Genomic DNA, 25,157 nt, shown 5'->3' with positions numbered 1-25,157 from the left:
CTAGCTCATTTTTATCATCTCATTCGTGCTATTTGGAGAATGCATTGACAGTCTATAGTCCACATAAATAGTCAGTTACTCAATATAATCTCCATAGAAAAATAACAACTCACTTTTTTTAAATTCTCACTTTTTACTATCATTCATCAAAAGTTAGACAGCATCCAGTGAGTTGTTTTTATCTATTAATCAAATCAGCTATTTCATAGTAGCAGTGTAATGCGTTGCTTCATCAACTAGATATAAAATAGATTGATAAGGGATACCACTATGATGTGAAAGACCAATTTCACAGGTACGGCTATTACTAAACCCTCGTGTACAATGGTCAGGCACTTGATCTTTTAGTGTATGTACGGCGGCAGCGTTTAATTCAGGCGTGGTAAAGCCTTTATCGCCTGCCCATCCACAACATTGGATATGCTCTGGTACAATCACATCACTTGCACAGGATTTAGCTAATGTCAGCATGCTATTTTCTAATCCCATTCGTTGAGCACTACAAGTAATATGCAACATCACCGTTTCTTTGATAGGCGAAAATTGTAGGTGTGACTGTAAGTATTTAAGGACAAATCCTGTAGGCTCTAACACTTCCATAGAATGTGTAAATTTATCAATGCTTTGTTTTGCACAAGGGCTGGTATCCATTAAGATAGGCCATTTACCTTGCTCGCTGGCTTCCCATAGTGCGGCTTCTAATTGCTGAGATTTTTGCAATGCAAGTTCACTCATTCCTTTACTGTCGTATGGCATTCCGCAACATTGATCTGTTAAAGCATCTGGAATGATAATATCAAAGCCTGCTTTTTTAATTAATGATTCTGTCACTTCAGTTAATGGACGACTATCACTATTATTAGCTTGTTGTCCCATGGTGCGAGCTGCACACGATGGGAAATAAACAACTTTTTTGCTGTCTTTATTTGCTTCATTTTGCCCAAAAGTGCTGCTCACTTTATGCGTATTAGCCGTAGGCATTTCAGGCATCCACATTGGTGTTTTTCCTGCGCTTAAACTACGTACTTTATTCGTGACTTTCGCGACGGTTTTATTGCCTAAGGTTTTTTGAGCGACACTGCTGACTTTAAGCCCCATTGATGCCATTTTGGTAGTGGCAGTAAAATGGTCTGCTGTCCAACGGGCAATAGGTGTGAATTTTTTATATTTACTGGTGCGTAATTTTTTAACTAAATCACCCGTGTTGATACCTACTGGGCAACGTTCTGAACATAATCCTGTTGCCGCGCAAGTGTCTATGCCTTGATATTCAAAAACATCTCGTAATGCTTTTGCATCTTCAGTCTCGTTATTATGTTCTCTACGCTGTAGTTCTCGATACAACACTATACGTTGACGAGGTGACAAGCTGAGCGTTCTTGAAGGACATACCGGCTCACAAAAACCACACTCAATACAGCGGTCAATCAAGTCATCTGCTTTAGGCATTGGTTTTAGGTTTTTAAGGTGTGCGATAGGGTCATCATTAATAATTACCCCTGGATTTAATATGCCACGCGGGTCAAACAATGCTTTAATTTTTTGCATTAAAGCATAGCCGTCTTTACCCCATTCTAGTTCAACATAGGGCGTCATATTACGGCCTGTTCCATGCTCTGCTTTTAATGAACCTTGATATTTAACCGCGACTAACTGCGCTACGGCATCCATGAAATTGCCATAACGTTTTATTTCTGCTGGCGTGTCGAAACTTTGCGTGAATACAAAATGTAAATTACCTTCAAGCGCATGACCAAAAATAATGGCTTCGTGGTAATTGAATTGTTCAAATAGCGCTTGTAAATCAAGTACTCCCGCGGCTAAATGCTCAACAGGAAAAGCGACATCTTCAATAATCACAGTTGTGCCGACTTCTCTTACTGCGCCAACGGCTGGGAACATACCTTTGCGAATGCCCCATAATGTAGCCACCATAGTCGCATCGGTGGTAAAAGAGACGGACTCTATGACGTTAAATTGAGCGACCGTTTGCATTATGGCCTGACATTGTTGATCTAATTGCGCCGTATCACTTGCACGAGACTCTATTAAGAGGGTGCCAGCCTGTAAATCCAACGTTTCAAGGAAACTAGGCATGCCTGGTTTATCTGCAACTGAGCGCATTGCTCGGCCATCCATCATTTCTACTGCTGACACTGGCTCTTTTGTTAACGCAGTAACCGCTTTACTCGCTTCTTCAATATTATTAAACACGATTAATGCAGACGCTTTGTGAGGGTGTTCAATGACAGTGTTATAAGTTATCTCAGCAATAAAGCCGAGTGTGCCTTCTGAACCAATCATTAAATGTTTGATCACTTCAATCGGGTCTGAGTAATCAACTAATGAATTAAGTGAATATCCAGTGGTATTTTTAAGACGATATTTATGATTAATACGTTCTGTTAATTCAGTGTTATTGGCAACGTCTGCACATAGTGCTTCAATGCCTGAAATTAATTCTGGTTGCTTCAACGAGAAAGCGGCTATGCTGTATTTATCTGCGGTATTAAGTAATGTACCATCTGAAAAAACCAACTTCATACTATCAATCGTACGGTAAGAGTTTTGTGCGGTCCCACAACACATACCACTCGCATTATTAGCCGCAATACCGCCAATTTTACAGGCATTAATAGAAGCAGGATCTGGTCCGATTTTACGCCCAAATGAAGCAAGGTATTTATTTGCATCTGCGCCAATAACGCCAGGTTGCAGTGTTATTTTATGCCCATCATCGTGGATTTCATGCCCTCGCCAATCATCAGTTAAGGTAATTAATACTGAGTCTGATACTGCTTGTCCTGAAAGGCTGGTGCCCGCCGCCCGGAAGGTACAAGGGATGTTCAGTTGGCCACAGGCTTTAATAGTAAAAATGACTTCATCAAGATTTTTTAAACGTAATACCATCTTAGGAATTAAACGGTAAAAGCTTGCATCCGTACCGTAAGCAAGTCGTAATGCTTGGTCGGTAAAAATTCTATTTTCATCGATATGTTGCAACAACATTTCTTTTAATTGTTGGTAAGGTTGTTCACTGTTTTTCATTATAGATCCTCAATGTTAATTGCAACGAATTGACTCATAAGGTGTATGCCATAAATATGAATGTCGATGGCGTTAAACAGATTAAAAATTAAGACAATATTCGTTGTATGTTATTTTATATTTTGTGGTTTGCTTAGGTTCAATGATTAAAATTGAATGGTCTATTGCAAATTATTAATCATTAATGGCCATTCGTTAAAATGTACTGACTTAGTTTTATTACCTAAAGCAGTACAATTATATGCTTTCGCTCACTTTGTTATTTCGTAAGCTATTGTTTAAATTACTTTTTTCTTGTTATTATTTTCCTTGAGCAAGCATCAAGCTATCGCTAATATTAAAACCATAAATAAGAATTAAACCAATAATGCCGGTAACAGCGACATAGTAGAAAGTAGGGATGATGGTTTTACGTAGAACGATTCCTTCTCTACCTAATAAACCCACAGTCGCGGATGCTGCAACGACATTATGAATAGCAATCATATTACCTGCCGCTGCGCCAACCGCCTGAAGTGAGACCATTGCTGTACTTGAAACCGCTAACGTTTGTGCCACTTCAAATTGAAATTGGCTAAACATCATGTTTGAAATGGTGTTTGATCCGGCAATAAACGCGCCTAATGCACCGATAGAGGCACTGAGTGCTGGAAATAGATCACCGACAAGGTCTGCAGCAAAATTAGCAGTAGTGACAGGCATACTGGCTAAATCAGCACTGTTAATACCGGAGTTAATAAAGATTCGCACCATAGGAATGGCAAATATTAATACAAAACCTGCTCCTATCAATGTCTTGCTTGATTCTTTAAAGGCACTGCTTAACGGTTTGAAACTGCGTGATTGTAATAAAACAGCCAGTAGCGCAACAAAGACCAAAATACCACCGGGTAAATAAAGCGGCTCAATAGCAGAGCTGATCCCTGTTTCTCCTAAAATGTTGCTAAATGATAAACTTATGCTTTTTAAGAAGTCTTTAAATTCAGCACTCACACGGCTAATCACTAAAATAATAGCAAGCAACAAATAAGGTACCCAAGCTAATGCAAGGCTCATCTCTTTTTTCTGAGCTACTTTGGAAAGGCTGTCCTTTAGCTCCATTTTAAGTGAACCTAACCATTCACTCGGCCACTTCGCTTCATCTTCAAAATCCCATGTCTTTTTAGGTACAAGGAATCCTTTTTTAGCGGCAGCAACAACAATAGTAAGACTGATTAAACCACCCATTAACGATGGAAATTCAGGACCAAGAAAAACACCTGTTAATGCATAAGGCACTGTAAATGCTAAGCCCGCAAAAATGGCAAAAGGTAATATGTTTAATGCTTCAGTCCAGCTTTTGTTCTTGCCAAAAAAGCGGGTTAGCATCATTGCCATTAATACTGGTATGAAGGTGCCAACAATTGCATGAATGATAGCGACATTATTGGTTATTTCTTGTAAGTAAATATCCCATGTTGATCCACCAGAGACTAATGCCTCTGAAATGTTATGAGTATCGAGACCTTTATTCACGCCAACGATGATCGGCGTGCCAACAGCACCAAATGAAACTGGTGTTGATTGAATCATCATGCCAATAACCACCGCTGCTAATGCAGGAAAACCAATGGCGACAAGTAGAGGAGCTGCGATTGCCGCCGGAGTACCGAATCCTGATGCGCCTTCAATGAATGAGCCAAAACACCAAGCGATGATGATCGCTTGAATACGGCGGTCAGGCGAGATATTGATGAAACCTGTACGAATAACATTAATGGCTCCGGTATGCTTTAACGTATTGAGTAAGAAAATAGCACCGAATACAATCCATAAAACTGACACTGTGATAAGCAAGCCTTGTAAGGACGAGGCAATAATACGTGTTGAAGACATATCCCAAACAAAGAAAGCGATGACTGCTGTTAACACAAAGGCGACTGGCATTGCTTTTTTGGCCGGCCAATTTAGCCCAACTAATAAGATTGCCGCCATCACTATTGGTAAAAATGCAATTATTGCAAGTAACGTACTGTTCATCTATTTTTCCTTTTCTATACGATTGTTATGTCCCATAACCATGGTTAAAAACAGAGTGACATTGACTCGCCTTTCTTTGTTTTTGTTGTTGCTCATTTGTTAATGGATTGTGACGATACTCCTTTGCTTTTTATGTATATATAGAGATAATGATAAACATTGTTTCCCAAATCGACATAATAATGACAAAAGCAGACGATTTAATTCTATTTGTTCAAGTGGTAGAACACGGTTCATTTAGCAAAGTAGCTGAAATTAATTCCCTTACAAATTCAGTGGTTAGCAAACATATCGCTAGATTAGAAGAAGATCTCGGTGTACAGCTTTTATATAGAACGACACGAAAATTAACACTGAGCGAAGCTGGAAAAGTGCTTTATCAAGGCGCTAAAAATGTGAAGCAGGCCGCAGTAGAAGCGATTGACGCAGTATATGGATATGCTGAAAGCATGGTGGGTAATATCAAAATGTCAGTGCCAACCATTTCTGGTGACCTTTTATTAGCCAATACCGTCGCTGAGTTTTGCAATATGCACCCTGGACTCACGGTCGACATGTCCATGCGAAATTCCTTTGTGGATTTGGTGGAAGGTGGCTACGATTTAGTGATTAGAACAGGCGATATGGACGACTCAAACCTAATTGCTCGCCACTTAATTGATTCTCATTGGGTTATTTGTACTGCACCTGCTTATATCGAACGTTTTGGAAGACCAATGACACCAGAGTCGTTAGTGAACCATAATTGCCTACAATACGCGTATCAAACGACAGGGGCTTCTGAGTGGGAATTTAGAGGGAAGCACGGCAATTATATTATTAAAGTGGCTGGTAACTTCACCACCAATAATGCGGGATCATTACGAAAAATTGCATTAGGTGGTAATGGTATCGCTTATGTACCACGTTGTTTAGTGTACCAAGATATTCTGAAAGGTGACTTAATTGATATTTTCCCTGAGCAGGTCGGTAAGAAACTAGGTATTTATGCCGTGTATCCATTTACACGTCAGGCCCCACTTAAGATTCGTTTGTTGATTGATCATATTCGAGAAAGTTATTTAGCAATAGGGGAGTCTTTTTAATAACATAAGTGAGTTGGGTGATATCACTAATCTAGCGGCTTATTAAATGACTAAGCTGCTAATTCATCAAGCCGCTAAGTCATTAAGTTACTCAGCGATTAAAGCTATAAGTCTAGAGGCCAAAATCACCGTGTTATTACAGTCTCCATGCTACTATTACAACACTTCATTATTTCCACACAGCACGATTACAGATTAAGTAAACCTCTACCTCACTAGATTTCCAAGTAATGAAATCCTTAAGAAGCTGACCTTTAAGTGACTCAATTTCTAGCTAATTAGAACGTTATATTATTAACTCTTCAAATTACTGTCTCATTAAGTTAACGCATCGATTGATACTCATCGGCTATGTCATCGTGACAGACTTTATTAGTGATCTTATTTTAATAACATTAAGTGACCCACTTCTATTAATACTGTTTATCAATGAGCTTATATAGCTTGACAAGTCATTCTTTTGATTAGATTTTTAGGTGATTATAAATACCAAATGTGAATTAAATGTTGCTATTTTGTTGGTGAAATAATGCTCAACAACTAGTGAAAATGTTATAAAAGTGCATTTCGTCACTTTTTTTTAACATACCCTTTATAATCTTTAATCAATAAAGGTAGATAAGCTTTTTAAAACTGTTTTGTGATCTCTGTCGTTCACGTGTATGCTTGCGCACTTCTAATTTGGCGATAGTGTTCATAGGGGCTATATCGATTATTGTTTCTTTACAATGCCAAAGAATATAACTTTTATAGAGTTGGGCTTGTTTATTGATCTAACTCTTTGTTTTTGTGATAAATAGGATTTAAAAATGGATAGCAAACTGATTCTTGTACTTAACTGTGGTAGTTCTTCTTTGAAGTTTGCCATCATTGATGCTGTTAATGGCGATGAAAAACTTTCAGGTCTTTCTGAATGTTTGCAGTTAGATAATGCAAGTATTAAATGGAACTTAGAAGGCGTTAAAGGGAAAGCTGATTTAGGCGCAGGCGCTGCACATGAAGAAGCATTAACGTATATCGTAGATGAAATTCTTTCTTTAAATCCAGTATTAAAAGCAAATCTATTTGCAATCGGACATCGTGTTGTTCACGGTGGTGAGCAGTTTACTAAATCAGCGGTTATCTCTGACGAAGTAATGAAAGGCATTGAAGACTGTATTTCATTAGCGCCATTACACAACCCAGCACATCTTATCGGTATTCGTGCCGCTCAAAAAGCATTGCCTGCATTATCAAATGTAGCGGTATTCGATACGGCATTCCACCAAACTATGCCAGAAGAAGCATTCTTATATGCTCTACCATATAAACTTTACCGTGATAATGGTATTCGTCGTTACGGTATGCACGGAACAAGCCATTACTACATCAGCCTACAAGTAGCTGATGTATTGCAAAAACCAGTGACAGAGTTAAACATTATTAACTGTCACTTAGGTAACGGTGGTTCTGTTTGTGCAATTAAAAATGGCGTCTCTGTAGATACTTCAATGGGTATGACACCATTAGAAGGGCTTGTCATGGGAACTCGTTGTGGTGATGTTGACCCAGCAATTATCTTCCATTTACACGATGAGCTAGGTTATAGCATGGCAGAAATCAATGATATGCTAACAAAAGAGTCTGGTTTATTAGGATTAACAGAAAAAACATCAGATTGTCGTTTTGTTGAAGATAACTACGATACAGATGAAGCTGCGAAACGCGCAATGGATTTATACTGCTACCGTCTAGCTAAATACATCGGAAGCTACACCGCTGCCTTAGATGGGCGTTTAGATGCAGTTATCTTCACTGGTGGTATCGGTGAAAACTCAGCGCCAATTCGTCAACTAACATTAGAGCGTTTAGGTTTATTAGGCTTTAAAGTTAACGAACAAGAAAACTTAGCAAACCGTTTCGGTAAGTCTTCTAACCAAGGCATTATCACTGAAAATGACAGCACTATCGCAATGGTCGTTCAAACCAACGAAGAGTGGGTTATCGCTCAAGATACATTAGCGCTAGTGAACGTTTAGTTCTCACACCGCTTTAAAAATGAAAAGGCCAATCAGAAATGATTGGCCTTTTTTGTGCGTGTTGTTTTTGTATTGGTTTTTATTTATATGCTTAATTAACCTCTGTTCTGGATAAGCAAAGCGATACAATTCCACTTTCATTAACCAGCATTGAGGTTAAGTCGTTTTCTCCATAAATTAATATAAGTGTTTCTGAGATAATTTAAAACCATACGCTTCTGCCATACGTTTCTTATCTGAATCCAAGTGTCATTGTTACTTCAAATATAACTTACAATAAATATGACATATTTCTATCATATATTTGTAATACTTATTCTTTACCTTACCTCCTTTATTTTTATGGAAAGTAATGACGATCAAGCGTCATTACAACTATAACGTTCAAGTATAGGTAAGGATGCCAATGAAGGTTTTAAAAAAAACAGCTTTAATTATTGCGATTACAAGCTCTCTTTCAGCTTGTAATTCTGATACTGAAAAATCTATTGATAGCGAATCAACAAAGACGGTCAGTGATAGCTCCACAATGACTCAAGGGGCAAATAAACTTTCAGAAAATAATACTGATAATGTTTGGCGTTTTGCCGTGATCCCTGACACGCAAGGCCGCGATGATGATGATTACAAACAAACGATCACGCATAGTTATGATGGCATCACTTTATCTATTGATATTGGTTATGATGTTAACAATGACAATATTTTTGATGGTGAAGGATGGAAAATAGATGTATCAGATCCTTATAACGCTATATTTGTTAATGAAGATGGTGAACCGCTTGTTGATGGTGAACCGCCAGTTGAAATAGCAAGTCGTGAACGTTTTGATACACCTTATGATTTTAAACATCTCCCTGCTTTATTAGTCGATCCCATTGTTTCTAAAATAAAAGCTGAAGGCGTTTCCATCGTTCTTGCTGTGGGAGATATGACTGATGTCCGGACTGAAAATGAATATATAGAATGGATGGTTAAAGTTGCAAATCCTTTAACTGAAGCGGGTATGACTGTATTACCTGTTCGTGGTAATCATGAGATCGTAGACGGTTATGATTGGCTAAGTTGGTTTACGACAGAAGTTGATACAACGGATAGTCGGTCTGTGAATAATATGGATAATGGTATAGATGCCTATACTGATGCCGATTCTAAAGAATACGATCAAGGTTATAACTTGTATCAAAAATATCCAGGTACATTATTAACGAGTGGTTTAGAAAGTGGCGAAATCGTTGGTTACGAAGAGATTGAAGACCTGATGTACTATACGGTTCAAAACAATACTTTGTTCATTGCTGTTGATTTCTATGCAAGTGATTTGGTGTCTGTTAGCTATGAAGGTACATGGCTGCTTATATATGATTGGTTGAAAAATGTATTAGAAACTAAAGGTTCAACAGTAGATCATATTGTTATGTTTGGTCATGAAGCTTTATCAACCAAAAAACGTCCTTCAGTTTATAACTATGATGAGTATTTTGATTACATCAGTTCGTTAAGTACTGGCGAAGAAAACGAAGATCAAACAGAACCTGGTATTTTAGGGCTGGATACTGGTCAACTAGGTTACTTACAACTACAAGATGAATCGTCACCTGGCTTAATGGATAACGTACTTAATTTATTGAGTGAGTATAAAGTTAATTATATTGCAGGTCACGACCATCAATACTCACGTAGCTTAATCCATCCTGATAATTCAAATCCATCTGTTGGTTTTACGCAAATAGTTGCTGGGAATGCTTCTTGGAAGGCTTACAACAATCGCTATGGTATCAATGATAAATACGAAACGGGTTTATCACAGGATAATTTTGCACAAGTAGGGGATTATGAAGGATCTAATAGTCAATATACAAAAGATTTAACTAAGTATGAAAAATCTAATAAAATTTCATTTGTTATTGTCGAAGTTAATGGCCGTCAAATTACTTTTAAAAACTATTATGCTCCAGTTAACTTCTCAGAAGCTGATATGAATATGGGAACGTACTGGGATGAAAATCAAAATGCATGGGTACAATATGATATTGATTCAACAGGTACAACTTTTGAAAGCATAATCCCTATCGAATGGTCCCTAGGAGATAGTGCAAGTTATACAAACGATGCTTTACAGCGTGTAGTGTCACCTTACGAGTCTTATTGGACAACTACAAAAACACCAGATGAAGAAGGGTATATAGGTACTGAAGCCGCTATTTTAGATGGTTTTAATTTAACTTATAACAGTGTTGAAGTATTAACAACCGATACGCAAGACAAGAAACAAGTTGGGATTGATGCTAACTATCAAGATGATTTAGGGACGGGTAAAGGTGAATATACAAGTTTTGCCGATGCTTATAATATCCCTCGACAAGAACAAGCTATGGATGAGTTACTCTCGCTGAGTTGGTTTACTGACGATGATATAAGGTCAGTTTCTGATATTTTGTATATTAATGGTAATTTAAATCAAGACGGTTCATATAAAAATACTAATGGATTTGTACAAACAACGTCGCCTTCTGAGCTTTATTTTGATAAAGATGCTGTTGAAACTGATAACCCAACGAATGTTGTTCGGGATGGTATTGTAACTGATGAAGACGAAGCTGATGCGATGACAATTGCAATAACAGCGCCTAAAAGTGTTGAGTTATCTACACTAACTATTGGTAGATATAATCAAGCGTTAGGTATTTGGGAAACATTTTTAGACGAGGAGTGTTTCACTGCTACGTCATACTCTGATGATTTCAGTGTTATGTTTAAATCAGGAGCAGGCAGTGTACCCAGTGACGTAAAAAGTGATTGTGGGACTTATTTATGGGGTTATAACTATAATAATCATTCTGTCTGGGGTTTTACGCATAAGGATGGTCTATTCGCATTAATTACAAAAGTTGATAATGAAGAATAAGGGAGTGGGTCATATACATGATTAAAAATTTAAGGTTTAGTTAACATTCTTTAAAAGAATGTTGACTGAACCTTAAATTTTATATTTTGAATTTTAAATATATTCCAAATCTCCTTTGTTAATACGAAAGTTCTTATTTTTAAATACTTTACAGCATATAAAAGTATTTTCATTTCAGGTTTAATTGTAAAAAAAATATAAAATTGTGATATTATCATCCAAAAATGACAATGGAAGATAGAGATTATGCAAGCTGAACCCCCAGAAATAGATGAAACGTCAAACCAAGCCGAGCCTCCTGAACAAGACAATAAGAAACAGCGTCAAGCCATACGATTTGATAACTCTGATTTAATTAAAAGTGGCTTTTGGGTCGGACAAATATTTTTAGTGATTGCGACGGTCGCGGGTGTCTATTTAGCTGCACAAGAAGGTTTGTCTCAAGCGCTTTTATTTGAAAATTTAAACAGCAAAGAAAAGAACTTCTATCTACAACATGCGTTAGCCGATGAACTTGGGGATAATGTTATTACACTTGATGGTTATGCTAAATTACTCAAAGATAAATCGCCTTACGATATTAAAGCATATCATCCTATGATTGATTCTTTTGTATGGGATAACATGAAGTTCTCGCCTAATGCATTAGAAACACCAAGTCAAATCCTCTCGGCAATACGTCGTTATAACTCTGAAACAGCATTAATTATTAAAAAAATTGAGAATCGTCAATTTGGTGCTAAATATGGAGCCGATTTGCTTGTAGCGCTTAATCAAAAAACGAAAGATGGTGCGCTAGAAGAGCTTATTAACAATTATACCAAGCTTCATCATGAGCTTACTGAAGCAGGCATTGATGTTAACCCGCTATAGAACTTATCAAGGAAAGATAACAATGAAAAATTGTCCAAACTGCGCGAGTAGTTCAATGGGGAAGCATGAATTTCACCAACAAGAAGTTGATAAATGCGATGAGTGTCATGGGATATGGCTTGAGCTGGGCGAATTAGACGGCGCATTATCAATTGCAGATAATGATAATGACCAAGTCTATTTAGAAGAAAGGTTAGGGGATAAACTTGGCGAATCAAAGCGCCATTGTCATGTTTGTGATCAAGGGTTAACGCGTTATCATTTAATGTCGGGTTTTGAGGTTGAGGTTGATACTTGCTCTAGTTGTTTTGGTGTCTGGCTTGATCATGATGAACTTGAAAAAGTCACCCAATCTCCGGTTATTGCTAAAGCATTATTGGAATTAGATAAACCTATTCATAAACGTACATGGTTATTTCAACTTTTATCTCAAATGCCAGTAGAATATAACCTCAAACCTAAAACGACTCCGTGGGCTACGTATTCTCTATTGTTATTAAATTTATTGATTTTTATTAGTTATTCGATCGGGTTGGTTGATGAGTCTTTTGCTTATAATAATTTTGCATTACATTCTGATCAAGTAAGTCATGGGCATCAGTTATGGACTCTCTTAACACATATGTATATGCACGGTGGCGTGATGCATTTGATTGGTAATATGTACTTCTTGTATATTATCGGTGACAACCTTGAAGATATATTAGGTCGTGGTAAGTTTATTTTATATTACACGCTTTGCGGTCTTGCTGCTGCCGCTGCGCAGATTCTTGCTGAACCTGATTCATTTGTTCCAATGGTAGGGGCAAGTGGTGCTATTGCTGGTTTATTTGGAATGTACTTACTGTGGTTTAGGCATGCTAGCCTGACATTCATGATTGTTATCTATCAGAAGAAAGTGAGCCCGTTAGTTTTCTTTGCTATTTGGTTAGCTATTAATGTTGTTGGCCTTTATTTTGCTGATGAAAGTGGCGGTGGTGTTGCTTACTGGGCTCATATTGGTGGGTTTATTGCAGGTCTTGTCATTGGTTTATTATTTAAAAAACAAGTATTTGCTAGCAATCCATTATTAGCAATCCTCAATAGTCCTGAAGTTAAAGTTAAACGTTAAATTTATTTATTGCTGATTATTACTCACTTGGATTAAATATTGATAAACGTTAAATTTATTTATAATAGTGATTAAAAGTATCACAATGATATGAACGAATGATTAAACTACCTTTTGGCAATGCTTTTTGCTTTAAAAGGTAGTTTTATTATTTGTCTTCTATTCTGATTAATGAAAACGTTATTTAATTTAAAATCAATTAGTTATGTTGTTTGATAGTCCGTGTTGTATCGCTTTACTTATCCGGAACTAAAGTTATTTATTTTTGCTCATTAATTTTCTAATACTTCTCTACGTCCCTCTACATTCTTCAGCACTTATGAATATTTTTATCTAATACGCTTTATTGTTTGAATCTAAGCCTTATTTAAAGCGACATAGAGGTTTATATTATTTATCGTATTATTTATGAAGTTAGTGGTATTTATTTGTGTAGCAGGCATATAACTTGATGGGGAACCACTAATTTGTAATGTTGAACTTAATTAAGGCGATTGTTGGAAGTGTATTGATAGTAGTATTAGCGCAGGATAAATCCGACGCTAATACTACTATGTTATTTTACCAGCCGATATATCGTTGAGCTGAGTCATATCGATCAGCTGTATGCTCAATTAGCTCATCTACAGCATCTGAAAATTCACTTTCTGATGTAAATGTATAATCGCTGCCTTCACTTTCTACATAATCCTCTATCAAGGTTTGGTATTCAGTAAATTCATCATTTAAATTGTATTCGGTTGAGCTACTCTCATTAAAATAACCTTTAGCAAATTCTTCGATATAAGTTTCATATTGTGTTTGATATTCTGTTTGGTCGAGAATATATCCAATTAAAGGCCACTCATCAGCATCTAAAGATGACATAGTCAATGATAAGGCTTTTTCATTATCAACTAATGCTTCGTTATTATCCCAAGGGATCCATTCAAATGCCCCGGTTTCTGGGTTGTTATATAAAAAGAAGTTATGTGGCATAACGCCATAGGTATCCCAGTTTTGCATCACGCTATTTGCAGCAAGCCATTTTAAAAATGTATCAACATCAAATATAGCTTCTAGGTCTGCTTGCCAATCTGCGTCATCACTGCTGGTACGTGTGGAGTCATTTATAACGTCATATAACTCTGTGATATCAGTATATGTTTCGTCATCATCTGTTTTTAAACCATACTCATCTTCATCGTAGGTACCACTGGAAAAAGTCGCTGCGTCGTCTTCTGGTTTATATAAGTTACCATCATCGTTATCGTAATATTGTGTTTCTATTACGGTATCATCCACTTCTTCAACTAAGGTATACAACCCATAATAAATATCATTCTCTTCATCGCCACTACCATCTACATTTATATAAAGAGCGTAAAAACTTGAATGCGCACTGACTAAACCAAAATCTCGAAATAATTCATTCGCAACCACTTCATGCATTTCTGACTCGTCGTCATAGTTATTTTTTAAGTTGAGTTGCTTAAACCCATAAAAACGTTGATTATCTATTTCAGGGTATTCATCTTCAAACTCATCAAAATCTAACTTAAACGGTAATTTGCTGCTATTGGCGTTATAAAGACTTGAATTACCTTTAAACCTGATACCGACTTTGTACCATTCTGTCCATGTACCATCTTCTTCCGAATAGTAAAAAAACTCTGATGGAACAAAGATTGGATTATCAAGCGAACTAAAATCCGTTGAACCATTCAGTTCAGTAGTTAGATCATCAAGATCGTCATTCATGACAGTCCAGTTTTCAGACTCGATAACAATACGAATTTTCTGTACTGTTGAGGTATCGAAAATAACATCTAGATTGTCAATAATTTCATCTGTCGTTAGTTTTTCATGTGTTGATTCTGACCAATCATCGGTATTCTCAAGTTCACTGTAAACAATATCTGACTCGTCTGTTGAGCTTGAGCTAGTGGTGGTTGTATCTGAATCATCTGATTCAGTACAGCCAAAAACAGATAATAGAGAAAGTACAATTAATATGATCTTTATGCCGTGGCTAATATTTTGATTCGCTCTTTGAGTAGTGTGCCGATTAAACATGATATGGGTTCCTTTTATAGCCGTTTATTGATGACAGGCGAAAATATAGCGTTAAGACTTTTAATCTAACGTTAAAATGAGTAAAAAATGTGCAAACTAGAGATTGGATGAAATTTTATTTTATTAATAAGTACGATTTTTATATGAACATTATCAATTGATTAAATGATCTACCGTTTTAATCGCATTACTTACTAATGTAGAGTGGCTGGTCGCTTTCATAGAAACTGATGAAAAACTATTTAATACTGTTAACTGTATTTTTACCACTGTATGTTATTCAACACCTCAAATTGATATTGAAACAGTATCGTCATATATACAGAGGAGAGCGGCTGATGATGAGGTTAATTATTACAATTTAAATGCTAATTTAAAGATACTTTTGTTTACTTAAACGGGTGAGATTCTAGCGCTTGTACAACTTTGGTTTTTAATGAGGCTAAATCGATTTTTGTATTCTCGTTAAAAATAAGGGTTGTTAATAAACCCATTTATATTACTCAATTAAGTTATTGAATAAAATGACTTTTAAATAAATTAGACATATTGAAACAGTATGTTTATTGAAGTGATTTAATGAATTGTAGTTATTTAAGCTTTAAGTTAAAACAGGGAATATTTTCATAAAATAGCTAATATTCATCGATATTTCTTATATCACTATCAGTGCTTATCACTAGCAACTCGTTACTAAGTCGCTATTTTTTTATTGCTTATCTCTTACCCTTTAGGCCTTATCCCAATAGGGCGGTGAACCGTAATATCCTTCAATGAAATCAATAAAACATCTGACTTTATTGGGTAATAATTTTCTGTTGGCATACACTGCATATAAACCGATTGGATCAAGTTCAAAGTCAGGTAATACCTGAACTAGTGCTCCACTTTGTAATGCATTACTGGCAATAAAAGTGGGTTGTAATACGATACCTGCACCAGCAATTGCTGCTTCAACTAAGATATCTCCATTATTGCTGCGCAATGTACTACTTGTGTTTTGTGTTCTTAACCATCGAAAGACTTCATCCTTACCATCTATTTCCATGTAACTATAGTGTAAGTAACGATGTGTTTTAAGATCTTCAGGTTTAATAGGTGTGCCGTATTTCTTAAGGTAATCTGGGGAAGCACATAAAATAATGCGAATTGGTGCAATATGTTTAGCAATTAATGATGAGCTTTTAAGTTGACCAATACGAATCGCTATATCAAACCCTTCATCCACAATATCAACTTTTCGGTCATTGAGTTGTAGATCTACATTAACTAACGGATAACGCAACTGGAACTCTGCTACTAACTGAGCCATGTGCTTTAATGCAAATGAAACGGGTGCGCTAATGCGTAAAGTTCCTTTGGGGTTTTGTTGCAAACCTCCAAGTTGTGAGTCCATTTCATCAATACTCAATAATATTTGTTGGGCATGCTGATAATAATGCGTTCCCGCTTCAGTCAAACTGACTTTACGTGTTGTACGGTGTAACAATCGCACATCAAGTTGCTCTTCTAATTTCGATACATATTTACTCACCAGTTGAGGTGACAATTGCAGGGAAGAGGCTGCATTACTAAAGCTACCTTCAATGACGACAGCGACAAAGGCACGCATTGCATCAATTCTATCCATTATTACCTCTATTCTGTATTAACTGTTATGGCTATTCACTAACACCTTCATTAAAAGGTTTTTATTAAAAACGATTATTGAAAGTAAACTATCAACATACTGTTGTTAATTATTCTATATTTTTAATATTACTCTTTTATATTGTTGATAGTAAAGTATCTGCATCCCAATAAGTAGGGGCAATACTATTAATGACTATTTTATAAAGGAACAACCTATGAACTCACCATTATTAAACAAACTACTGTCATCAAAAGCAGGTGTCGCTTCATTCATTCTTCGTGCGCCGATTGGTTTAATTTTAGCTGCCCATGGCGCTCAAAAATTATTTTCTTGGTTTGGTGGTTACGGTTTAGAAGGTACTGGACAGTGGATGGCTAGCATCGGTATGACTCCGGGATATTTAATGGCTTTACTCGCGGGTAGTGCAGAATTCTTTGGTGGTTTAGCATTATTGTTAGGCTTATTAACACGTCCAGCGGCAGTAGTCGCAGCGTTTACTATGGTAGTGGCGATACTCTCAGTACATATAAGCAATGGCTTATTTATGGCTAATAATGGTTACGAATATGCATTAACGCTATTAGTCGCATTGATTGTATTAGCAGTACAAGGTGGCGGTAGTTTTAGTTTAGATAATGTTTTAAGCAAAAAATTGAATAATTAACTTAGTTCATCTTATCGTTCTGTTTTGATCGTTATTACTATGAGCTAGTGATAATGATCTTTTTAAAACTATTTAGTCGTTTTTTCATTTCGTATTAAGGATTCGATATTAGTAACATGCTGCACATCGAGATATGAGCCGTTATTTAAAATCATTAGCGGCTACATTGCCTTAATCCAGTGCTATTCTGGCGATAAGTGCTCATTGAGAAGAAAAAGAAGTACACATGACAGCTAATGCAAAGCCAAAGATGATTTATGATTATGATGGTTTTCCTGGGTTAGTTTATCAGTGCTGCTGAACCTGTGCTTGCTGAACAAATTCAACAAGCCTTAAAAGAAGCGGAGTTCCCAGTAATAATGGATTATTACCGAGGTTATGATCATGGCTTGTATGTACCTTTAACATTAATGTATCCAGATGCCGATATTTCAAGCATCCAACTTTCATTAGTTCATCACCTCGATGCCAAGCAGCATTTAACGATTGGTTACGTCCTACAATCACTTGATTATGAAAACTTATTAGTGATGGCCTTAGGTTTTTCTTTCCACAATATGAAAGTATTTAAAGGCGATCAACTTAAAAATCGACAATTTGATGATTAATTAAAGACGAATTTAACTGATAAAGGCTTATTAGAAAGTGAACGTTATCAACGACTAACTGAATGGTAGAAAGCACTACATGCACGCTATTTTCATCCACGAGAAGAATACTTGTTGCCGTTAAATCATTGTTATGGCTTAGCTGAGAGGGCTTGTGATGAGCATGTCACTATTATGGGTAAACAATCAAGTTCATTTGTATGGCGAAGCGATGTTTAAAAGCTAGTGAGGAATAATTAAAAGGCCAGTAGAAATAAAAAAGAGTCATTCAATTCAATGAGTGACTCTTTTTCGTGTAAGTAGAATAGTTCTTATTAAGTTAAATTTAATAAACTAGGCCTATTTACCTGTTTTTCTTGTATCTTTTTCTTCTTGCAGCTTTGACTTCAATCTTTTTGGCTAATTTATTTTTCATGATTTCAGCCACTTCAAGTTTTTCAACTGCAACCATTTCTGGTATTTCAATACTTAACGGGCCTAATGCACCTGAACGTAATTCATTGAGCAGAATAGTTGATACTTTATAAATATCAAAATGGCCACCAGCACGTAATGCGCCACGACGTTTCGCAATCAATTCCATTAATTCATGGTCTGATTGTGGTGTTTCTTCAAAATCATAACGTGCTTGTAAACGTGGTAAATAATGTTTGATTAAATATTCAGCAGCATAATAAGCGATATCTTCATATTCAATAGCCGTATCTTTAATCGCACCTGTTACTGCTAAACGATAACCGGAGTTAGCATTTTCAATTTTAGGCCATAAAAATCCAGGCGTATCAGATAGCATGATGCCACTTGGAAGACGAATACGTTGTTGATTTTTGGTTACTGCTGGTTCATTGCCTGTTTTAGCAATAATACGATCCGCTAAAATATTAATGATGGTTGATTTACCAACATTTGGAATACCCATGATCATCGCACGAATTTGTTTATCTTGACCTAAACGGTGTGGTAATAACTGCTCACAAAGTTTAGTGATTTGATGTACTTGCTCTGGTTTACTGGTGGTGATGGCAATCGCTTTGATATCTTGGTCTTGCTCTAAATACTCAATCCATCTCGCAGTGATCTCAGGATCAGCAAGATCAGCTTTGTTTAATACTTTAATACAAGGTGTTTTTTGACGAATAGCTGCAATCAGTGGGTTTTCACTGCTGTAAGGGATACGAGCATCAACAACTTCAATAATAATATCAACTTGCGGAAGGACTTCTTGAATTTGTTTGTGTGCTTTGTGCATGTGCCCAGGAAACCACTGGATATTCGCTTTACTCATTTGATTTTACTGCCTTTGGTATTTTTATATCATGACTGATATGTACTATTAACATACTCCAAAATATTGATTAAACATTAACTAGTTCATCATAGAGTAGTTTTTACATTCTATTTTAGTAATGGGTTATTTTAACTGATGATGAGATAGATAGACATTTAATTAAGTACTAATAGGGAAGTAAAAGAGAAGATATTTAGCATTGTTTATATGATTGCACTGATATGAAGCGATTAATGATATTGATGATCGTGAGTCATATTGGTTTTTATATTGATATTCGTTGTTTAATAAAACAGACTTTTATAGCGTCTTAGATTCAGATGGTAAATGCATAACATGATAAATGAGTCATTTTGTTTCTATCAGGTTATACATTATCTTCACCTACTTTTAATAAAGACTAATGAGTGAATTTATAAGTAATGCCTAAACTGACACTCCATCCTAGATCTCGTTGAATAAGTGGGCTATCGCTATCATGATGTTCAACATTCACTTTAGCTAAACCCAACCAATCAGGCGTTAATGAGTAAATCCCAATAAGGCCTATTTTATAAACAAATGAGCTGTTGGCTTTAAAACTGTTAAGCCCTGAATTGGCAGCTTCAGTACTTGAAATGCCATAAAGGTGTTGTGATAAACGCTTGTCTCGATAATCAACTTCAGCAAAGGGCGTTAGCGTGAAATCTTGGAACAAAGACTCAAATGTGTAACCCAAATGAAGTTGTAACTCATAACCATTATGCTCGTTGGTAATATCTTGTAGATAAGTCAGTCTTGCTCCAACAGTACCTAGCGTAATACCTAGTTCCCCGTTTCCATCTCTGTCATTGATGCCATCGGGAATATCATCAGATACTTCTGAGAATCGCCACTGTCCTGATATACCGACATAAGGCAGCACTGAAACATTAATAAGACCACCATCTACGAACCCATATTCACCATTATAAAATATATCGGGTACAAGATCGAAACTACCTTTGCTTTCATCAGAAAATACAGACTGACCATATTGACCATCCACACCAACAAAACCAAAATCATAATATTGATTTTCAGCATTGAGATGAAAAGAGGTCATTGAACATCCAGCGATTAATAGTTTTATCCATGAATTTTTTGTCATTGTATTCTCCTAGTGATGGTAAAGGAGAACGGAGAGACGTATAACAAATTTCAGACATGTTGTATTTTCTGGTGTGTATTGTAGTTTTATCGAGATAAGGGATGTTTAAAAGAGAAAGAGCAATATATTAATTTAAAGTCAGATAGGTGAGTATATTACTCAGTAGCGCTAAAATAGCGTTAAAGCGGATATCTTAACTGTTCAGGTTAATAGCTGTTTTATTCTCTGTGCGGAATGCTATTTAAAGTCCTTAATAAGGTGAATTTCTTGTAGATAAGAAGAAAAATAACCGAGCGATGACTCGGTTATAACCATGCTGTCATTTGTAGTAAAACAAAAGTAGCACCTGCAGCAAACATCATAAACAATCCTGCTACTTCACGACTAGTTTGAATAATTTTCTGTTTCATAAGAACCTCTATTTAATGTGACTTGTATCTACATTGTATTGCTTATTTAATGATAAAACAACAAAAAGTGTGATTCAAGTCTCTTTTTTAGCGGTTCGTTTTTTATGGAAATAGTCAGAATGAGGCTGAATGTTAATGGAAAGCATAAAGTTATGTTTAAAAATCTATGTTTAAAAATCTATGTTTAAAAATCTATGTTTAAAAATCTATGTTTAAAAATCTATGTTTAAAAAACGATAGTTAAAAAATCTGATAGTTTCCTTCAAATAAATACTCTCTTTATTTTTATTTGTGTCTTACTCAATGAATACCTAGATTCGCATAATATGAATTTTTAATTTCTTCTCTTTATGTTCTTTTCTCTCTGTTTTTGCCTCGTAATGTGATTTTTTGATAACTGTGCAATATAACTTAAACCCAAAGTGAGACATGACACCAAGCTTTGAGGGTTGCTTTATTGTTATGTTATTGTAAGACAAGAAGGGCGTAATGCTTTAATTAGATGATTTATTTAGGTTAAATCGAGTCAGTGATGTTTGTAAACATTGAAGGTTTATAAAATTAACGCTTAATCATTTAGTTATTTCAATTGCTTTTTATTGATGTGTAAAGCCACTTGTTAGCTTCATTAATATATTACCTTTAAGTGTTTAATGCTTAGCAGAATATTTTTACATGGAAGTATATTTGAAGTGTTTTTTGTTTAGTTTTAATAAGCAATTTCAAAAAGCTTAATCCATAGATCTAGCTTTTTAGTACTTTATTGTTTGAGTACTTTAATTAGGTTTATCGATAGCGAAGATTGGGTCTCCATCAATCATTTGTATGGAGAAATCACTGCAAAAAAGGGCATTTTTTCAATTGAAATAAATGTTAATAGTGAATGTTTGTCATTTTATGAGCATTCAAAACAAGGCAATAAAACTTATCATATATTAGGAGTTAACTATGCGTTCGAGTTTTAAAAAAGGATTAGTGTCGGCAATTTGTATTGCTTGGGCATCTTCAGCGTTTTCTGCTGTTGAGTTTAAGCTTGGCCACTTCGGATCTGAAAATCATCCTTCTCACATTGCTGCTATGCAGTTTGCTAAACAGGTTGAAGCACGTACCAAAGGAGAGGTGACGGTTGAGCTATATCCTAATAATGCGTTAGGGAGTCCACCTGAAGTCCTTGAACAAGTGATTATGGGGGTCGTTGATATGAGCCTTTCTGGGCAAGATCAACTTGCCAAACATGTTCCTTTATTTGATACGGTGAGTATTCCTTTCTCATTGAGTAACGCAGAACATGCCGATCGTGTTTTAGATGGTCCGTTTAAAGAGTGGGCTGCCCCTGAGCTTGATAAAGTAGGGCTGGTTTACCTTTCAAGTTGGGATTGGGGATTTCGTCAGTTAACAAACTCTGTTCGTCCAATTTTAACACCTGCAGATATTAAGGGCTTAAAAATTCGTACGCCACCAGCGATGACATATCAAGCAGCGATGCAAGCGATAGGTGCCAATGTACAGACTATCTCATTTAGTGAGTTAGTCATGGCAATGCGTCAAGGCGTGGTTGACGGTCAAGAAAACCCAATTGGTGTAATTTATAACTTGAAACTGTATGAGTCTCAAAAATACATTTCAATCATTAACTATTTATACAGTTCGATGGTACATGTGGTTTCTAAAGATGCTTGGGCACGTTTAACGCCTGAGCAACAAACGATTGTTCGTGAAGAATCTGATTCAGCACGTTTGTTGATGCGTAAGCTAACACGAGCAGAAGAGTTGAAACAAATTGCTGATATGCGTTCAAAAGGTATCGTGATTGATGAGCCTGAACTTGCTCCATTCCAAGCAATGATGGGGCCAGCTTACGAGCAAATAAAGAAAAAAGTAGGTGCTGCTAATTTTGATAAATGGATGGAAATGACTAAGTCAGTTAAATAAGTCATTTAACATTCAGATATTAATATTCTTTATGGCCTTTGATTTCGCCTTATTTATGGAGGCGAAATTTTTCGTTACTATATTCATTCAATTAATGATGTGATCAGACGTTACCCAGTAAAATAATTACTAACAAAACGTGAGTGGTAGTTTATTGAGAGGTTTCCTGACGGGTCCTCTACTAGCTACTTAAATTAAAGAATAATTATGTTTTTGACTTATTATTCTTGCCTCATAACACAGTAAGAAATAATTTTAATCAGTAACAATGATCACCTTTTTAGTTGGTTTAGTACTACTAATAGGTGACTCCTGTATGTTGACCTTAGCTATATTTGGCGCTCTTATTTTCCTACTATTGATTAATGTTCCAGTGGTTGTTGCAATTGGACTTACATCGGTAGCTTTTTTTATTGGTCTCGGCGATGCTCGCTTATTAGCCATGCTCCCTCATCGTATGTATTACGGTACAACGGGGTTTACGTTGTTGGCTATTCCATTTTTTATTTTGGCCGGAAACCTAATGAATACGGGGGGGATAACTGATCGTATTTTCCGGTTTGCACAATCGATGGTTGGGCATATAGCTGGTGGTATTGGCCAAGTTAATATTGTTGCCAGTGTTATTTTTTCTGGCATGTCTGGCTCTGCCGTAGCGGATGCTGCTGGGTTAGGGCAGATAGAGCACAAAGCAATGGTTGACCAAGGTTATGACCCCGCAGATTCTGCCACATTAGTGGCGGCCTCTTCAGTTATTGGACCTGTTATTCCTCCTAGTATTCCGTTTGTACTTTACGGTTCTATTACTAGTGTTTCTGTCGCCCGTTTATTTTTAGCTGGGTTTATTCCTGGTGTGATGATGGCGCTTGGAATGATGATTGCGTTGGGTATTTTAGCGAAACGTAAAAACTATCCTCGTGCTGAACATAAAGAATCCTTTAAAGCTCGATTATCTGCCTTCAATGGTGCATTTTGGCCTTTGATGGCGCCGGTTATTATTGTTGGCGGTATTATGAGTGGCTTTTTCACGCCAACTGAAGCATCAGTTGTCGTATGTGTGTACGCCGCTATGTTGGGTTTTTTCTATAAAGATTTAAAACTAAAAGCACTTCCTGGGATTGTTTACAAATCAATTACCCAATCGGTTAGTCTCTTATTTATCATTTCTTCGGCAAACTTTTTTGGATGGTTAATCATTCACCAAAAATTACCAGATAGTATTATCGAGACGCTGGTGGGTTATGGTGCGACTCAATCTATTGTGATGTGGATTGTTATTGGCATCGTATTAACCATGGGGTTATTTTTGGAGGGCAATGCGATCTTCTTAATCACACTACCTTTGTTCATGCCTATCGCCACTATGTTTGATATCGACTTAGTGAATTTTGGGGTGGTAATGGTGCTCTTGATTATGATCGGTAACTTAACGCCACCCGTTGGCATGTGTTTATTTGCCGTTGATAGTTATGCAAAAGTGGGGATGCCTGCATTAGCTAAAAGAGTATGGCCTTATTTATTAATGATTTTTTTAATCACCGTATTAATTGCCTTTGTTCCTAGTATTTCGCTGTTTTTACCTAACCTTATCATGGGAGAAATGTAATGATTCCGCTATTAAAAACCATTGATATTTGGGTTCAAAGGATCCTTCAATATATTGCAATGGCTATGTTTGCCGTACTGGCACTTTTACTGATTGCTAATATATCATTACGTTTGATTAATGATTTCATTCAATTCTTACTTGAGAATGGTTTAGACGGTACCGCTAATTTAATTCAAAGTGTGGTGACTATTAACTCGTTTTATTGGTTTGATGAGATCATTGAGCTTAGTTTCGCAGCCCTTGTTTTTTATGGCGCAGCGGCATTATGGTGTGCAAAGTTACACTTTTCAGTCGGGGATTGGATAAGCCCTCGTATTAAAAATGCACGTTTGAAACACTTTTATAGACTATTAATCTTAATCATCTCTGCAACCTTTATGGCAGTGTTATTTTGGTATTCGTTAAAACTAACTTTAAGAACGAATCAGGTGACCACTGCATTTCAAATTAAACAGTGGATACTGTATTCATGTATTCCAGTTTCATCGATGATTATGCTGATTTATTCTATCGTTGATGTCATTATTGAAGCGAAACATTTTGTATTAGGAACACCTGATGAAGCTTAGTGGGATAAGGCTTTTATTGGTGTTTTAGATGGTAAGTTTTAACTTATGAGCTTTACTTAATATGCGAATCTAGGTTGAATCTGCCTTTCAATAACGTTTACTTTGAATAAGTAGCGTTTGTAATAAAAGAGTGGTTATCTTTTTCTAATGATTATTCAATTAGATAAAAGTGTAGCCACTCTTTTTTGTTCATGTTGT

The 25,157-nt window shown here is 36.2% G+C and carries 16 protein-coding genes; 10 read left to right on the top strand and 6 right to left on the bottom strand.

What is annotated here, in order from left to right:
* Window positions 1-198: 198 nt before the first annotated feature.
* Window positions 199-3,048, bottom strand: a complete 2,850-nt coding sequence (locus Q0794_RS13685; protein WP_298942820.1) for an FAD-binding and (Fe-S)-binding domain-containing protein — start codon at window positions 3,046-3,048, stop codon at window positions 199-201.
* A 300-nt stretch (window positions 3,049-3,348) separates the two neighbouring features.
* Window positions 3,349-5,067 carry an L-lactate permease gene (locus Q0794_RS13680; RefSeq protein WP_298942818.1) on the bottom strand — a complete coding sequence of 573 codons (1,719 nt, stop codon included), beginning with the start codon at window positions 5,065-5,067 and terminating at the stop codon, window positions 3,349-3,351.
* A 182-nt stretch (window positions 5,068-5,249) separates the two neighbouring features.
* On the opposite strand from Q0794_RS13680, the gene Q0794_RS13675 reads away from it, so the two are divergent.
* From Q0794_RS13675 to Q0794_RS13655, 5 genes are all read left to right on the top strand, one after another.
* Window positions 5,250-6,152: a LysR family transcriptional regulator gene (locus Q0794_RS13675; protein WP_298942816.1), complete on the top strand. Its 903-nt coding sequence runs from the start codon at window positions 5,250-5,252 to the stop codon at window positions 6,150-6,152.
* 809 nt (window positions 6,153-6,961) lie between these two features.
* Entirely contained in the window at window positions 6,962-8,170 is a 1,209-nt protein-coding gene (locus tag Q0794_RS13670) for an acetate kinase (protein ID WP_298942814.1), read from the top strand.
* Between the two features lie 406 nt (window positions 8,171-8,576).
* Entirely contained in the window at window positions 8,577-11,078 is a 2,502-nt protein-coding gene (locus Q0794_RS13665) for a metallophosphoesterase family protein (RefSeq protein ID WP_298942812.1), read from the top strand.
* 246 nt (window positions 11,079-11,324) lie between these two features.
* The gene (locus Q0794_RS13660; protein ID WP_298942810.1) at window positions 11,325-11,951 is read left to right on the top strand and encodes a hypothetical protein; all 627 of its coding nucleotides are present in this window, start codon (window positions 11,325-11,327) and stop codon (window positions 11,949-11,951) included.
* A 22-nt stretch (window positions 11,952-11,973) separates the two neighbouring features.
* A complete protein-coding gene (locus Q0794_RS13655) occupies window positions 11,974-13,062 on the top strand; it encodes a rhomboid family intramembrane serine protease (protein WP_298942807.1) in 1,089 nt (362 codons plus the stop codon).
* 561 nt (window positions 13,063-13,623) lie between these two features.
* Here Q0794_RS13655 and Q0794_RS13650 read toward each other — a convergent pair.
* Both Q0794_RS13650 and Q0794_RS13645 read right to left on the bottom strand, forming a co-directional pair.
* Window positions 13,624-15,117 carry a CotH kinase family protein gene (locus Q0794_RS13650; RefSeq protein WP_298942805.1) on the bottom strand — a complete coding sequence of 498 codons (1,494 nt, stop codon included), beginning with the start codon at window positions 15,115-15,117 and terminating at the stop codon, window positions 13,624-13,626.
* Between the two features lie 730 nt (window positions 15,118-15,847).
* Window positions 15,848-16,747 (bottom strand): LysR family transcriptional regulator, encoded by a 900-nt coding sequence (locus Q0794_RS13645; RefSeq protein ID WP_298942802.1) that lies wholly within the window; start codon window positions 16,745-16,747, stop codon window positions 15,848-15,850.
* A 217-nt stretch (window positions 16,748-16,964) separates the two neighbouring features.
* Between Q0794_RS13645 and Q0794_RS13640 the strand changes: the two genes are divergently transcribed.
* A complete protein-coding gene (locus Q0794_RS13640) occupies window positions 16,965-17,414 on the top strand; it encodes a DoxX family protein (protein ID WP_298942801.1) in 450 nt (149 codons plus the stop codon).
* Between the two features lie 305 nt (window positions 17,415-17,719).
* A complete protein-coding gene (locus Q0794_RS13635; protein ID WP_298942799.1) occupies window positions 17,720-18,022 on the top strand; it encodes a hypothetical protein in 303 nt (100 codons plus the stop codon).
* 343 nt (window positions 18,023-18,365) lie between these two features.
* On the opposite strand, the gene ylqF is transcribed toward Q0794_RS13635, so the two are convergent.
* Complete coding sequence (gene ylqF / locus Q0794_RS13630) at window positions 18,366-19,307, bottom strand: ribosome biogenesis GTPase YlqF (RefSeq protein ID WP_298942798.1); 942 nt, start codon at window positions 19,305-19,307, stop codon at window positions 18,366-18,368.
* A 403-nt stretch (window positions 19,308-19,710) separates the two neighbouring features.
* Window positions 19,711-20,439: a MipA/OmpV family protein gene (locus Q0794_RS13625; RefSeq protein ID WP_298942797.1), complete on the bottom strand. Its 729-nt coding sequence runs from the start codon at window positions 20,437-20,439 to the stop codon at window positions 19,711-19,713.
* Between the two features lie 1,358 nt (window positions 20,440-21,797).
* On the opposite strand from Q0794_RS13625, the gene Q0794_RS13620 reads away from it, so the two are divergent.
* The 3 genes from Q0794_RS13620 (at window position 21,798) to Q0794_RS13610 (ending at window position 24,959) form a co-directional block, all read left to right on the top strand.
* Window positions 21,798-22,781, top strand: a complete 984-nt coding sequence (locus tag Q0794_RS13620) for a TRAP transporter substrate-binding protein (protein ID WP_298942795.1) — start codon at window positions 21,798-21,800, stop codon at window positions 22,779-22,781.
* 268 nt (window positions 22,782-23,049) lie between these two features.
* A complete protein-coding gene (locus Q0794_RS13615; protein ID WP_298942794.1) occupies window positions 23,050-24,387 on the top strand; it encodes a TRAP transporter large permease in 1,338 nt (445 codons plus the stop codon).
* Complete coding sequence (locus Q0794_RS13610; protein ID WP_298942792.1) at window positions 24,387-24,959, top strand: TRAP transporter small permease; 573 nt, start codon at window positions 24,387-24,389, stop codon at window positions 24,957-24,959. Before Q0794_RS13615 ends, Q0794_RS13610 begins: the two co-directional genes overlap by 1 nt.
* Window positions 24,960-25,157: the final 198 nt, after the last annotated feature.

This window comes from uncultured Psychromonas sp. (genome assembly GCF_947489755.1).
Lineage (GTDB): Bacteria > Pseudomonadota > Gammaproteobacteria > Enterobacterales > Psychromonadaceae > Psychromonas.
The sequence above is the reverse complement of the archived record's forward strand: the minus strand, read 5'-3'. Positions and strand labels throughout refer to the sequence as shown.

Coding starts and splice junctions, on each gene's coding strand:
- Q0794_RS13665 (WP_298942812.1), top strand. CDS start 8,577: ATGAAGGTTTTAAAAAAAACAGCTTTAATTATTGCGATTACAAGCTCT.
- Q0794_RS13640 (WP_298942801.1), top strand. CDS start 16,965: ATGAACTCACCATTATTAAACAAACTACTGTCATCAAAAGCAGGTGTC.
- Q0794_RS13645 (WP_298942802.1), bottom strand. CDS start 16,747: ATGGATAGAATTGATGCAATGCGTGCCTTTGTCGCTGTCGTCATTGAA.
- Q0794_RS13620 (WP_298942795.1), top strand. CDS start 21,798: ATGCGTTCGAGTTTTAAAAAAGGATTAGTGTCGGCAATTTGTATTGCT.
- Q0794_RS13675 (WP_298942816.1), top strand. CDS start 5,250: ATGACAAAAGCAGACGATTTAATTCTATTTGTTCAAGTGGTAGAACAC.
- Q0794_RS13660 (WP_298942810.1), top strand. CDS start 11,325: ATGCAAGCTGAACCCCCAGAAATAGATGAAACGTCAAACCAAGCCGAG.
- Q0794_RS13670 (WP_298942814.1), top strand. CDS start 6,962: ATGGATAGCAAACTGATTCTTGTACTTAACTGTGGTAGTTCTTCTTTG.
- Q0794_RS13650 (WP_298942805.1), bottom strand. CDS start 15,117: ATGTTTAATCGGCACACTACTCAAAGAGCGAATCAAAATATTAGCCAC.
- Q0794_RS13625 (WP_298942797.1), bottom strand. CDS start 20,439: ATGACAAAAAATTCATGGATAAAACTATTAATCGCTGGATGTTCAATG.
- Q0794_RS13655 (WP_298942807.1), top strand. CDS start 11,974: ATGAAAAATTGTCCAAACTGCGCGAGTAGTTCAATGGGGAAGCATGAA.
- Q0794_RS13680 (WP_298942818.1), bottom strand. CDS start 5,067: ATGAACAGTACGTTACTTGCAATAATTGCATTTTTACCAATAGTGATG.
- Q0794_RS13685 (WP_298942820.1), bottom strand. CDS start 3,048: ATGAAAAACAGTGAACAACCTTACCAACAATTAAAAGAAATGTTGTTG.
- Q0794_RS13615 (WP_298942794.1), top strand. CDS start 23,050: ATGATCACCTTTTTAGTTGGTTTAGTACTACTAATAGGTGACTCCTGT.
- ylqF (WP_298942798.1), bottom strand. CDS start 19,307: ATGAGTAAAGCGAATATCCAGTGGTTTCCTGGGCACATGCACAAAGCA.
- Q0794_RS13610 (WP_298942792.1), top strand. CDS start 24,387: ATGATTCCGCTATTAAAAACCATTGATATTTGGGTTCAAAGGATCCTT.